Raw genomic sequence first — 13,194 nt, forward strand, 5'->3', positions numbered from 1 at the left:
CGCGGGCGCGCCCCGGTGTCATGGCACATCGACGACGCGCGTCGCGAGGCCCCGTGGGTCATCGAGGACGATGTGGTCTTGCTCCTGCGCCGCCCAGCGATCCCAGTGCGGGCGATAGGTGTCACCGTCACGTCGCAGCGCCCGTGTCTTGCGTCCGCTCTCCCCCGACTCCAGCCAGATGCCCACGTCGGCGATCGCGGCCGTCGCCGGCGTGAGTATCCCGCTGCCCTCCACGATGACGCCGAGGGCGGGATCGACCGCGTGAGTCTCGGCCTCCGTGCCCGCACCCCAATCCCAGCGCTGCCAGGACCCGAGGCACCCGCGACCGTGCGGCCGGAGAATCCCGTCGAGAGCGCGCGACACGCCCTCCTCCAGCCCATCCCACCCGGGGTAGAGGGAGTCGAGAGCGATCAGCTGCACGCGTCCCGCGATCGGCCACCGCTCGACGAGCGTGCGGGCGAGCGTGGTCTTGCCCGCCCCGCTGCGGCCATCGATCAGGACGACCGGGTTCGACGCGGCGAGGGCGCGCACGTCGGCGATGATCGACGTCGCGGCCAGCTCGAGAGCGGCCGCGACGGGATCGTCACTTCTTGAGGGCACGGATGATGCGAGAGAGAGCGCGTCCTGCGGTCCAGACGAACGGGATGGCGACGACGATCAGAGTGACGATGTTCGGCTCGAACCTGAGTCCTTCCTCACGGCGCACGTAGACGCCGACCGGCACGGACACACCGCCACCGCCGCCACCCTCTGCGCCGTCGCCGCTGCCTCCGCCGAAGCCTGAATACGTGAACGCGACCGGAGTGATGCTCACGCCGTCGACATCCAGCGTCTCGCCGTACGCGCTCTTCACGCCGAACGACGCCGTCTGCTTTCCGAGTTCCAGTGCAATGTTGGGCATTCCCCCACGCTAGCCCAGTCGACGCACGGTCGAGGGATCAATCCACTCCGTGCGCCTTCGGATGCTGAGCAGACCCCCGGCCCTCGCCTCGGCCGATGTGGCGCGCCCGACCGATCATCGCCGACCCGAAGCGAGCTACGGCGTCATCGACCGCCCCCTCGACCCGACGCCAGTCCTCGTCATCGTCCCAGAGACCGAAACCGCCCCCTCCGGCGGGCCGCAGCTTCTCCGCCCGCACACCGACGAGCCGCACAGGGTCACGCCGGTCGATCTGGTCGAAGAGCGCCTGAGCGGCCTCGCCGATCCGCTGACTCACCGCTGTGGGCTCCGGGAGCGTCAGCGAACGGCTGAGCGTGCGGAAGTCGTCGAAGCGCACTTTGATGGCGACGGTCGACGTCTCCCATTCCGCCCTGCGCAGTCGAGCGCCCACCCGATCGGCGAGACGAAGCAGCTCCGCCCGAAGGTACGAGCGATCGGTGACATCGGTGTCGAACGTCTCCTCATGACCGATGCTCTTCTCGATGCGCTCGGTCTCGACGGAGCGAGCGTCTTCGCCGCGGGCGAGTTGCGTCAATCTGGTGGCCAGAGCGGGTCCGACGGCTCGGTCGAGCACGGGGCGCGATGCGGTGCGGATGTCGCGGATCGTGCGGATGCCGCGCCCCTCCAGTGCCTCAGCGGCCTTCGGGCCCACGCCCCACATCGCGCGGACCGAGCGTGGATCGAGGAACGCCTGCGTGTCGGCTGCGGCGACGACGAGCATGCCGTCCGGCTTCGAGACCGTGGAGGCGATCTTGGCCACGTGCTTGGTCGCGGCGACCCCGACGCTGCAGGTGATGCCGACCTCATCGTGCACGCGCTCGCGCACCAGCTGAGCGATCCGGGCGGGACTCCCCCACAGACGGCGCACGCCGCGGACATCCAGAAAAGCCTCGTCGACCGACAGTGGCTCGACGAGAGGGGTGAAGGACTCGAAGATCGCCATCACCTGGCGCGAGACCTCGTGGTATCGAGGGAAGTGCGGGGGCACGATCCTCGCCGAGGGGCACAGGCGCAAGGCCTGAGACACCGGCATGGCGGCGCGAACTCCGTAGCGGCGCGCCTCGTAGGACGCGCTCGAGACCACGGACCGACCATCGGGCGCTCCGATGATCAGCGGCAGCCCACGAAGAGTCGGGTCGTCGAGCACCTCGACCGCGGCGTAGAACGCATCCATGTCGACATGGAGGATGCTCGTACCGGCATCATCGGCGTCGGCGGGCGAGACGATGCGCCCTCTGCCATCACCGTGTCCCATGAGACCATTGTCCCCCGGACCTCCGACATGAGGCCCGGGGGACCCGGTTACTGCGCAGCGCGCTCGAGAACGAGTTCGCGGACGCGCGCGGCGTCGGCCTGGCCCTTCATCGCCTTCATCACGGCGCCGATGACGGCCCCGGCGGCCTGCACCTTGCCGTCCTTGATCTTGGCGAGCACGTCGGGCTGTGCAGCCAGGGCCTGGTCGATGGCGGCGATCAGCGCTCCGTCGTCGGAGACCACGGCCAGACCGCGGCTGTCGACGACCTCTTGCGGCGTGCCCTCGCCGGCGATGACGCCCTCGAGCACCTGGCGTGCGAGCTTGTCGGTGAGGGTCCCCGCATCGACGAGCTTCTGCAGGGCGGCGACATTCTGCGGCGAGATCAGCTGCGCCGCATCCTTCTCCTGCGCGTTCGCGAGGCGGGTGATCTCACCCGTCCACCACTTGCGCGCCGAGGCCGGTGCGGCCCCGGCCGCGATCGTCGCCTCGACGACATCGAGCAGGCCGCCGTTGCGCACATCCTGGAACTCCAGGTCGGTGAACGCCCACTCGGCCATGAGCCGACGGCGACGAGCCACGGGCTGCTCGGGCAGCTGCGCGCGCAGCTCCTCGATCAGCTCGGGCGCCGGCTCCACCGGAACGAGGTCGGGCTCAGGGAAGTAGCGGTAGTCGTCGGCATCCGACTTCGGACGACCGGGCGAGGTGGTGCCGGTGTCCTCGTGCCAGTGACGTGTCTCCTGCGTGATCGTGCCGCCGTCAGCGAGGATCTGCGCCTGGCGCTGGATCTCGTAGCGGACGGCACGCTCGACCGAGCGCATCGAGTTGACGTTCTTCGTCTCGGTGCGGGTCCCGAGCTTCTCCTGTCCGCGCGGGCGCAGCGAGACGTTGGCGTCGCATCGCAGGTTGCCGCGCTCCAGTCGAGCCTCGGAGATCCCCAGGCTGCGCACGATGTCGCGGATCGTCGCGACGTAGGCCTTGGCGACCTCGGGGGCGCGGTGCTCCGCACCGAAGATCACCTTCGTGACGATCTCGACCAGCGGGACACCCGCGCGGTTGTAGTCGACGAGGGAGTACTCGGCGCCCTGGATGCGGCCGGTCGCCCCACCCATGTGCGTGAGCTTGCCGGCGTCCTCCTCCATATGCGCGCGCTCGATCGGGATCTGCACGATCGTGCCGTCTTCGAGCTCGACCTCGACGGATCCCTCGAACGCGATCGGCTCATCGAACTGGGAGATCTGATAGTTCTTGCCGAGATCCGGGTAGAAGTAGTTCTTGCGCGCGAAACGGCTCGACGGAGCGATCGAGCATCCGAGCGCGAGGCCCAGGCTGATCGACGAACGGATCGCCGTCTCGTTCACGACGGGGAGCGCCCCGGGGAGGCCGAGGTCGACGGGAGCGATCAGCGTGTTCGGCTCGGCGGCGTGGTAGAGCTCGTTGGCGGGATTCGGCGCGTCCGAGAACATCTTCGTGTTCGTGTTGAGTTCGACGTGCACCTCGAATCCGAGGACGGGCTCGAACAGTTCGAGGGCCTTGTCGAAGTCCATGAGCTTGGCGGCGGCCATCAGCGGTTCCCTCCTGCGAGCTGGGGTGCACGGGTGAGGAGCGGAGCCCCCCACGAATCGACCAGCAGCGTCTCGACGGCAGCACCGACCCTGTAGAGACGGGCGTCCTGCCGCGCCGGCGCGATGAACTGGATGCCGACGGGCAGACCGTCGTCGGAGGCGAGACCGCTCGGGATCGAGATGCCGGGCACTCCGGCGAGGTTCACCGGGATGGTCGTGATGTCGTTCAGGTACATCTGCAGCGGGTCGTCGATCTTCTCGCCGATCTTGAACGCCGTGGTCGGCGCAGACGGCGTCGCGATCACGTCGACCTCGGCGAATGCGTTGTCGAAGTCCTGCTGGATGAGCGTGCGGACCTTCTGCGCGCTGCCGTAGTACGCGTCGTAGTACCCCGCCGACAGTGCGTACGTGCCCAGGATGATGCGACGCTTGACCTCGTCGCCGAAACCGGCGTCTCGCGTCGCCGACATGACGTCTTCGACGGTGGGGTTGCCGTCAGGAGTGACGCGGAGACCGAAGCGCACGGAGTCGAACTTCGCGAGGTTGCTGGAGGCCTCTGCCGGCAGGATCAGGTAGTACGCGGCCACGCCGTACTCGAAGTGCGGTGCGCCGATCTCGACGATCTCCGCCCCCTGCGCCTCCATGAGGGCGAGTGCGCTGCGGAACGACTCCGCGACGCCGGGCTGGAACCCGCTGTCGGGCAGCTCACGGATCACTCCGACCTTGAGCCCCTTGAGCACGTCTCCACGAGCGCCCTCACGGGCGGCATCCGCGAACGACGGCCACTCCTCGCGCAGCGACGTGGAGTCCTTCGGATCGTGTCCGCCGATCGCGTCGTGCAGCAGGCCCGCGTCGAGCACTGTGCGGGTGACCGGACCGACCTGGTCGAGGCTCGAGGCGAGGGCGATCGCCCCGTAACGGCTGACACCGCCATAGGTGGGCTTCACGCCGACCGTTCCCGTGACGTGTGCAGGCTGACGGATCGAACCGCCCGTGTCGGATCCGAGCGCGAGAGGCGCCTCGAAGGCGGCGACGGCCGCGGCGGACCCGCCGCCGGACCCGCCGGGGATCCGGTCGAGATCCCACGGGTTGCGGGTCGGACCGTACGCCGAGTGCTCCGTCGACGACCCCATGGCGAACTCGTCCATGTTGGTCTTGCCGAGAGGGATGAGTCCGGCCGCACGAGAGCGGGCGACGACGGTGGCGTCGTACGGAGAGCGGTAGCCCTCGAGGATCCGCGACCCGCTGGTGGTCGGCTGGTCGGTCGTGACCAGCACGTCCTTGATGGCGAGGGGGACGCCGGCGATCGGGCCGAGCTGCTCCCCTGCCGCGCGTCGGGCGTCGATGTCGGCCGCCGCGTCGAGTGCGCCCTCGTTGACGTGCAGGAAGGCGTGGACGTCGCCGTCGACGGCCGCGATGCGGTCGAGGTGCGCGCGGGTCGCCTCGACGCTGGAGATCTCGCGGCTCGCGAGCTTGTCGGCGAGTTCGGCCGCGGTCAGACGGATGATGTCGCTCACTGTTCTTCTCCCAGGATCGCGGTGACGCGGAAGCGGCCGTCGGCCTGGTCCGGTGCGTTCTGGAGGACCTGCTCATGCGTCAGGGTCTCGCCGACCACGTCGGGGCGGTAGACGTTGCTCAGCGGGATCGGATGGCTCGTCGCGGCGACCTCGGGGCCTGCCACCTCCGACACCTTCGCGATGTTGTCGACGATGGCGTCGAGCTGGCCCGTGAGCCGGGTCACCTCGTCGTCGTTGAGCTGGATGCGCGCGAGCACGCCGAGATGGCGTACGAGTTCAGGGGTGATTTCAGACACGCTTCCAGTGTAGTCAGCGGTCCTGCCGTCGCCCCGCCGTGAGCACACCCCACCCCTATGCTGAGCTGGTGAGCTCGTTCCAGCCTCCTCGTCCGTGGGTCGACAGCTACGCCGCAGGCGTCCCCGAAGACCTCTCCCCCGTGTCCGGATCGCTGATCGACATCGTCGCGGCGTCGGTCAGGGATTACCCCGACGCCCCGGCGCTGCAGTTCTTCGGGCGGGAGACCACCTACGCGCGGATGCAGGACGCGATCGACCGCGCCGCCGCGGGACTCCGAGATCTCGGTGTGCGTGCGGGCGATCCTGTGGCGATCGTCCTCCCGAACTGCCCTCAGCACATCATCGCGTTCTACGCCGTGCTGCGGCTCGGCGCGGTCGTGGTGGAGCACAACCCGCTCTATACACCGCGCGAGCTGCGCAAGCAGTTCGAGGACCACGGGGCGAAGCACGCGATCGTGTGGAACAAGGTCGTCGCCACCGTCCAGGAGTTCCCGACCGACCTCGCGGTCACGAATCTGATCTCGGTCGATGTGACGCGGGCGATGCCGCTTCTCACCCGCGTCGCACTCCGGCTGCCTGTGGCCAAGGCCCGTGACTCCCGCGCGGCGCTGACCGCGCGCGTCCGCGGCACCGTGGCGTGGGAGACGCTGCTGCGCTCCGCACCGCTCCCCGCCACGCACCCCACTCCCTCGACCGACGACCTGGCGATCATCCAGTACACGTCCGGCACGACGGGCACGCCGAAGGGCGCGGCGCTCACGCATCGCAATCTGCTCGCGAACGCGGCGCAGTCCCGTGCCTGGGTGCCGTCGATCCAGCGCGGCAAGGGCTGCGTCGTGTACGCGGTGCTGCCGATGTTCCATGCGTACGGCCTGACGCTGTGCCTGACCTTCGCGATGTCGATGGGAGCGCGTCTCGTGCTCTTCCCGAAGTTCGACCCCGACCTGGTCCTCGACGTGATGAAGAAGCATCCGGCGACGTTCCTGCCCCTGGTGCCGCCGATCGCCGACCGCCTGCTCGCGGCTGCGACGGAGCAGGGAGTCTCCCTCGACGGCATCGAGGTGGCGATCTCCGGGGCGATGGCACTGCCGCACGATCTGGTGGTGCCGTTCGAGGCCGCCACGCACGGCTTCCTCGTCGAGGGGTACGGGCTGAGCGAGTGCTCCCCGGTGCTGATGGCGAATCCGGTCGCGGACAACCGGGTCCCCGGCACCGTCGGCCTTCCACTCCCCGGCACCGAGTGCCGGGTGGTGGATCCCGAGAACCCGAGCGTCGACGTCGACGAGGGCGCTCCGGGTGAGCTGCTCGTGCGCGGCCCGCAGGTGTTCTCCGGCTACTACGGCAAGCCCGAGGAGACCGAGGCCGTGTTCATCGACGGCTGGTTCCGCACCGGCGACATCGTGACGATCGACCCGGCGGGGTTCATCCGGATCGTCGACCGCATCAAGGAGCTCATCATCACGGGCGGATTCAACGTGGCCCCGACCGAGGTCGAGAACGCTCTTCGACAGCATCCGCTGGTCGTGGATGCGGCGGTGGTGGGCCTCCCCAGCGAGCATTCCGGCGAAGAGGTCGTGGCGGCGATCGTGGTCGACGGAGCGGCGGATGTCGATGTCGAAGCCATCCGCGAGTACGCCCGCAGCATCCTCACTCCGTACAAGGTGCCCCGGCGCGTCTTCATCGTCGACGACCTGCCGAAGTCCCTGATCGGCAAGGTGCTCCGACGCCAGGTCAGAGAGACGCTCCTCGCGCTCAGCGCCCCCTGAGGGCGCCCTCACAGGCGCCGGAACTCGGAAGGCGCTACCCTTGGTCAGTGACTCCTGAAGACGCTGTGCCCACCGACGCCCCCGAGACCCCTGGATTCGAGGAGCTCGGCATCACCGGCCCCGTCCTCAAGGCCATCAAGGACCTCGGCTACGAGACCCCCTCCCCCATCCAGGCCGCGACGATCCCGACTCTCCTGTCCGGACGCGATGTCGTCGGCATGGCGCAGACCGGAACGGGAAAGACCGCGGCCTTCGCGCTCCCCGTTCTGGAGCGCCTCGACGTGTCGCAGAAGACCCCGCAGGCCCTCGTGCTCGCACCGACCCGTGAACTCGCCCTGCAGGTCTGCGAGGCCTTCGAGTCGTACGCCTCGAAGATGAAGGGCGTCCACGTCCTCCCCGTCTACGGCGGACAGGGCTATGGCGTGCAGCTCTCGGCGCTCCGCCGCGGCGTGCACGTGATCGTCGGAACCCCCGGCCGCATCATGGACCACCTCGCCAAGGGGACGCTGGATCTGTCCCAGCTGCAGTACCTTGTGCTCGACGAGGCCGACGAGATGCTGAAGATGGGCTTCGCCGAGGACGTCGAGCAGATCCTCGCGCAGACTCCCGAGGAGAAGCAGGTCGCCCTGTTCTCGGCGACCATGCCCCCGCAGATCCGCCGCCTCGCACAGAAGTACCTGCGCGAGCCGGAAGAGATCAGCATCAAGTCGAAGACCGCGACGGGCACGAACATCACCCAGCGCTACCTCGTGGTGTCGTACGCGCAGAAGGTCGACGCGCTCACCCGCATCCTCGAGGTCGAGAACTTCGACGGGATGATCGTGTTCGTCCGCACCAAGAACGAGACCGAGACGCTGGCCGAGAAGCTCCGCGCCCGCGGATATTCCGCTGCCGCGATCAACGGCGATGTGCCGCAGGTGCAGCGCGAGCGCAGCGTCAACCAGCTCAAGGCGAGCAAGCTCGACATCCTCGTCGCGACCGATGTCGCGGCGCGTGGTCTCGACGTGGAGCGGATCAGCCACGTCGTCAACTTCGACATCCCGACGGACACCGAGTCCTACGTGCACCGCATCGGTCGCACGGGACGCGCCGGCCGCAGCGGAGATGCGATCAGCTTCATCACGCCGCGTGAGCGCTACCTGCTGAAGTCCATCGAGAAGGCCACGCGTCAACAGCCCACGCAGATGCAGCTGCCGACTCTGGACGACGTGAACACCACACGTCTCACCAGGTTCGATGACGCGATCACAGCGGCTCTCGGCGATGCCGCGCGCATCGAGAAGTTCCGCGACGTCATCGATCACTACGTGCGCAATCACGACGTGCCGGAGGCCGATGTGGCTGCCGCTCTCGCGGTCGTCGCGCAGGGCGACACTCCGCTGCTCCTCGACCCCGCCGACGACCCCCTGTCGAAGGCGGTCGAGTACGACAATCGTCCGCCGCGTGAGAACAGCGGCCGCGGCGATCGGCGCGAGACCCGCGAGCCGCGCGAGCGTCGCGGGCGCGGTGACTACGCGCCGTACCGCATCGAGGTCGGACGCCGTCACCGGGTCGAGCCGCGTCAGATCGTCGGCGCGCTCGCGAACGAGGGAGGCCTCGGCCGCGATGACTTCGGAGCGATCAACATCCGCCCGGACTTCACCGTCGTCGAGCTGCCCGCGAACATGGACTCGTCGGTGCTGGAAAAGCTGAAGGACACCCGCATCTCGGGACGCCTCATCGAGATCAAGCCCGACCGCGGGCCCGGGGCGCGACGCACCGACGGCCCTCGTGACGGTGCGCGTGGCGGGTTCGAGCGTCGCGACGAGCGTCCGCGCTACGACCGTGACGAGCGTCCCTCTCGGGGCGACCGCGACGAGAAGCCGTTCCGCAAGCCGCGGCACAAGGCCTGACCGCCTGCCGTAGCCGCTGTGCAGATGACCCTCGGGCTCAGCCCGGGGGTCATCTGCGTGCGAGCTTGGCTGCGACGTCGAGAAGCGATTCCGGGCGTGCGAGCAGCGCGCGCTGCTCGGGATGCGCGATGAGATGCCGAAGCAGTCGGTGCGCCCCGTCGACCGTGGGCGCCCAATAGCCGCCGACATGATGGCGACTGAGTGGCCCTGTGGTCGGCTCGCCCCCTATCGTCACCTCGATCGATCCGTCGTCGGGGTCGAGATCGAGACTGTCGAGAGTCAGGAACGTCAGAGCGCCGATCACGAGGGTGCTGGCGAGGCCGGGCAGCCGGAAGCGTGTGGTCGGCACATCGAGCATCACTCGATCGACCTGCGACCAGGCGACCGTCCCGGTGTCCTCCGTACCCCTCCGGAACAGCACCGCATCCGGCGTGAGCCGGAGGTGGTGCCTGCCGGGATCGCCGATGGCCAGCGCGCCGGGAACGACGATCAGCGGTCCGTAGCGCTTCATCCGAGCGCGTCCGGCCCTTCGGTCACGAGGATGTGGAACTGCGCGGCGTCGAGGATGCGGATGCCGAGCTCCTCTGCTTTGCCGAGCTTCGAGCCGGCCCCCGGCCCAGCCGCCACGAAGTCCGTCTTCTTCGAGACGCTCGACGCGGCCTTACCGCCCGCCTTGATGATGGCCTCCTGCGCGCCGTCGCGGGTGTAGCCGTCGAGCGACCCGGTCGCCACGATGGTGAGTCCCTCGAGCACACCGCCCTCGACGACCGCCGCGCCGGGCCCCGGGTGCCCGGGGGTCGACCACTGCACGCCGGCTTCGGCCCATCGCCGCACGATCTCCTGATGCCAGTCCACGTCGAACCAGGCGAGCAGCGAATCCGCGATGATGCCGCCGACCCCTTCGACCGCCGCGAGATCCTCACGCGACGCCGCACGGATGGCGTCGAGCGAGCCGAACCACTGCGCGAGCGCACGCGCGGCGACGGGGCCGACGTGACGGATGTTCAAGGAGACGAGAAGACGCCAGAGATCCTTCGTCTTGGCCTTCTCGAGCTCCGCCAGCAGCGTGAGCGCCTGGGACGAGGGCTGAGGCCCCTCGAGGCCGGACTTCTTCTCGGCCGCGGTCGGGTTGCGGCGGAACGGCGCCCTGGTCTTCACCAGTCCGTCGTCGTCTTCCTTGGGGAGCCCGGTCTCGGCATCGCGCACGAACAGCTCGATCGGCACGATCTCGTCGAGGGTCAGTGCGAACAGCCCCGCCTCGGTCTCGAGAGGGGGTGTGACGGGTGACGTGGGCTGCGTCAGCGCGGCCGCCGTGACCTCGCCGAGCGCCTCGATGTCGAGAGCGCCGCGCGATCCGATGTGCTCGACGCGCCCGCGCACCTGGGCGGGACATGAGCGCGCGTTCGGGCAGCGCAGATCGATGTCGCCCTCCTTCATCGCACGCAGCGGCGTGCCGCACTCGGGGCAGTCGACCGGCATCACGAACTCCCGTTCGGTGCCGTCGCGCTTCTCGACGACCGGTCCGAGGACCTCGGGGATCACGTCGCCCGCCTTGCGCAGCACGACCGTGTCGCCGATCAGCACGCCCTTCGCCTTCACGACGTCTTTGTTGTGCAGTGTCGCCTGTCTGACGACGGACCCCGCGACGTGCGCGGGAGCCATCACCGCGAAGGGAGTGGCCCGCCCGGTCCGCCCGACGGACACGACGATGTCGAGGAGCTTCGTCTGCACCTCTTCGGGCGGGTACTTGTACGCGATCGCCCAGCGCGGCGCTCGGCTCGTGGCTCCCAGTTCATCGTGCAGGGAGAGTTCGTCGACCTTCACGACGATGCCGTCGAGCTCGTGCTCGATGTCGTGCCGGTGCTCTCCGAAGTACTCGACGAACTCCGCGACCTCGTCGATGCTCGTGCAGACCCTGGTGTGCGGGCTCGTGGGCAGCCCCCACTCGGACAGGGTGTCGTACATCTGGCTCTGCGCGGCCACCGGGGGGTTCTCCCATGCACCGATGCCGTGCACGTAGAGCGCGAGGGATTCGATCCGCAGCATCCCCGCTTCGAGCTCGAGTCCGTCTTTCTTGTCGATCTGCTGACGCAGACCGCCGCTCGCCGCGTTCCTCGGATTCGCGAACGAGGGGAAGCGCCGGGCCGCCGCGGTGCGAGCCTTCTCTTCATCGAACGGCTTCTTCGCCCCGCCCCTGACCTCCCAGCGGGCCCGTGCCTCGGCATACGCCCTGTCGCGGAAGGAGGCCTGAGCGGCGTTGAGCCGCTCGAAGGCGGCCACGGGGATGAACACCTCGCCGCGGACCTCGACGATCTCGGGATGACCGTCTCCGCGGAGTTCCCGGGGGATCTCGGGAAGACGCAGCGCGTTCTCGGTGACGATCTCGCCGACCCGGCCGTCGCCCCGCGTCGCCGCCGACGTCAGGACCCCGTTCTCATAGCGCAGATTGATCGCGAGTCCGTCGATCTTGAGCTCGGTCAGCCAGTCGACATCTCGTCCTGCCGCGGCGCGCGTCTTCGCGGCCCACTCACGGAGCTCGTCGATCGAGAACACGTTGTCGAGGCTCAGCATGCGCTCGGCGTGCTCGATGGTCGCGAGTCCCGTCACCTCGGCTGCGCCGACCATCTGGGTGGGAGAATCCTGGCCCTGCAGCTCCGGATGCAGCCGCTCGAGCTCTTCGAGCCGGTGCATCCAGCCGTCGTAGGTGGCGTCGTCGACCACGGAGGTGTCGCGCCCGTAGTACGCGTCCTTCGCATCGAGGATGCGAGTGGTCAGCTCCTCGGCTTCGATACGGGCGTCTTCCAGCGAGATGTTCTCCGGCACTACCCCAGTCTACGAGCGGCCACCGACATCCCGAGGGAGGCACTACGCGTCGACCGGCACCGCCGAGACCGTGCGGTCGATCGTGAACTGACCGAGCACGCGGGTGCCGACATAGAGCACGGCGGTCTGCCCCGGTGCGACGCCGTTGAGCGGCTGCTCCGGCTCGACGCGCACGCCGTCGGACGACACGAAGGCGCGGGCGGGCTCGGGCTCGGCGTGGGCGCGGATCTGCACCTCGCACTCGAACTCCGACTCCACCGGAGCCGCCCCGGCCCAGCTGAATCGCTCACCGGAGATCTCGCGGATCGCGAGCGCCTCCTTCGGACCGACCACGACCGTGTTCGAGACGGGTCGCACCTCGAGCACGAACCGGGGCTTGCCGTCCGCCGCCGGAACTCCGAGCTTGAGTCCTCGACGCTGACCCACGGTGAACGCATGCGCGCCCTCGTGCGACCCCACGATCTCGCCCGTACGGTCGACGATCTCGCCCGTCGCCGTGCCGACCTTCTCGGCGAGCCAGCCACGGGTGTCGCCGTCGGGGATGAAGCAGATGTCGTGACTGTCGGGCTTCTGCGCGACGGTCAACCCGCGCTCCGCGGCCTCCGCCCTCACGACGGCCTTCGAGGGCGTCGTGCCGAGCGGGAAGTAGGTGTGGGCGAGCTGCTCGGCCGTCAGCACTCCGAGCACGTACGACTGATCCTTCGCGTTGTCGGCCGCGCGGTGCAGCTCGAGGCCGGCGTCCGTCGGGATCAGGGTGGCGTAGTGCCCGGTGCAGACCGCGTCGAAGCCCAGCTCGATCGCGCGCTCGAGCAGCGCGGCGAACTTGATCTTCTCGTTGCAGCGCATGCAGGGATTCGGAGTGCGACCCGCCTGATACTCCGACACGAAGTCGGCGATCACATCGTCGCGGAAGCGCTCGGAGAAGTCCCACACGTAGAACGGGATGCCGAGCAGATCAGCCGCACGACGGGCGTCCAGCGCATCCTCGATCGTGCAGCAGCCCCTGCTTCCGGTGCGCAGCGTGCCGCCGGCACGCGAGAGAGCAAGATGCACGCCGACGACGTCGTGGCCGGCGTCGACGGCGCGGGCGGCCGCGACGGCCGAGTCGACGCCACCGCTCATGGCCGCAAGAATCCTCATGCT

Annotated in this window: 11 protein-coding genes; 2 read left to right on the forward strand and 9 right to left on the reverse strand. The window is 68.9% G+C overall.

The genetic code is table 11. The features are described from left to right. Positions 1–18: 18 nt before the first annotated feature. From FQ142_RS09500 to gatC, 6 genes are read right to left on the reverse strand one after another with little or no spacing between them, the layout of a single operon-like run. Positions 19–600 carry a hypothetical protein gene (locus tag FQ142_RS09500; RefSeq protein ID WP_149423102.1) on the reverse strand — a complete coding sequence of 194 codons (582 nt, stop codon included), beginning with the start codon at positions 598–600 and terminating at the stop codon, positions 19–21. Continuing rightward, positions 584–901: a hypothetical protein gene (locus FQ142_RS09505; protein WP_045255191.1), complete on the reverse strand. Its 318-nt coding sequence runs from the start codon at positions 899–901 to the stop codon at positions 584–586. The genes FQ142_RS09500 and FQ142_RS09505 overlap by 17 nt, the downstream gene beginning before the upstream one ends. 37 nt (positions 902–938) lie before the next feature. Beyond that, on the reverse strand, positions 939–2,195 hold the full coding sequence (gene dinB / locus FQ142_RS09510) for a DNA polymerase IV (protein ID WP_149423103.1): 1,257 nt from the start codon (positions 2,193–2,195) through the stop codon (positions 939–941). A 47-nt stretch (positions 2,196–2,242) separates the two neighbouring features. Beyond that, on the reverse strand, positions 2,243–3,757 hold the full coding sequence (gene gatB / locus FQ142_RS09515) for an Asp-tRNA(Asn)/Glu-tRNA(Gln) amidotransferase subunit GatB (RefSeq protein ID WP_056417259.1): 1,515 nt from the start codon (positions 3,755–3,757) through the stop codon (positions 2,243–2,245). After that, positions 3,757–5,274 carry an Asp-tRNA(Asn)/Glu-tRNA(Gln) amidotransferase subunit GatA gene (gene gatA / locus FQ142_RS09520; RefSeq protein ID WP_056417256.1) on the reverse strand — a complete coding sequence of 506 codons (1,518 nt, stop codon included), beginning with the start codon at positions 5,272–5,274 and terminating at the stop codon, positions 3,757–3,759. The genes gatB and gatA overlap by 1 nt, the downstream gene beginning before the upstream one ends. Continuing rightward, on the reverse strand, positions 5,271–5,570 hold the full coding sequence (gatC, locus tag FQ142_RS09525) for an Asp-tRNA(Asn)/Glu-tRNA(Gln) amidotransferase subunit GatC (protein WP_056417254.1): 300 nt from the start codon (positions 5,568–5,570) through the stop codon (positions 5,271–5,273). The genes gatA and gatC overlap by 4 nt, the downstream gene beginning before the upstream one ends. A gap of 68 nt (positions 5,571–5,638) precedes the next feature. Here gatC and FQ142_RS09530 point away from each other — a divergent pair, with 68 nt between their 5' ends. Both FQ142_RS09530 and FQ142_RS09535 read left to right on the forward strand, forming a co-directional pair. After that, a complete protein-coding gene (locus FQ142_RS09530) occupies positions 5,639–7,336 on the forward strand; it encodes a long-chain-fatty-acid--CoA ligase (protein WP_149423104.1) in 1,698 nt (565 codons plus the stop codon). 47 nt (positions 7,337–7,383) lie between these two features. Continuing rightward, positions 7,384–9,228, forward strand: coding sequence for a DEAD/DEAH box helicase (locus FQ142_RS09535; protein ID WP_262492112.1), 1,845 nt, complete (start codon positions 7,384–7,386; stop codon positions 9,226–9,228). Between the two features lie 49 nt (positions 9,229–9,277). Here FQ142_RS09535 and FQ142_RS09540 read toward each other — a convergent pair whose 3' ends face one another. Genes FQ142_RS09540 through mnmA form a run of 3 tightly spaced genes read right to left on the reverse strand, consistent with a single transcriptional unit; the run spans position 9,278 to position 13,191 of the window. After that, positions 9,278–9,739, reverse strand: coding sequence for a hypothetical protein (locus tag FQ142_RS09540; protein ID WP_149423105.1), 462 nt, complete (start codon positions 9,737–9,739; stop codon positions 9,278–9,280). Further along, a complete protein-coding gene (gene ligA / locus FQ142_RS09545; RefSeq protein WP_149423106.1) occupies positions 9,736–12,051 on the reverse strand; it encodes an NAD-dependent DNA ligase LigA in 2,316 nt (771 codons plus the stop codon). Before ligA ends, FQ142_RS09540 begins: the two co-directional genes overlap by 4 nt. Before the next feature lie 42 nt (positions 12,052–12,093). Then, positions 12,094–13,191, reverse strand: a complete 1,098-nt coding sequence (gene mnmA / locus FQ142_RS09550; protein ID WP_149423107.1) for a tRNA 2-thiouridine(34) synthase MnmA — start codon at positions 13,189–13,191, stop codon at positions 12,094–12,096. Between the last annotated feature and the right edge of the window lie 3 nt (positions 13,192–13,194).

This window comes from Microbacterium sp. ANT_H45B, from assembly GCF_008369345.1.
Lineage (GTDB): Bacteria > Actinomycetota > Actinomycetes > Actinomycetales > Microbacteriaceae > Microbacterium.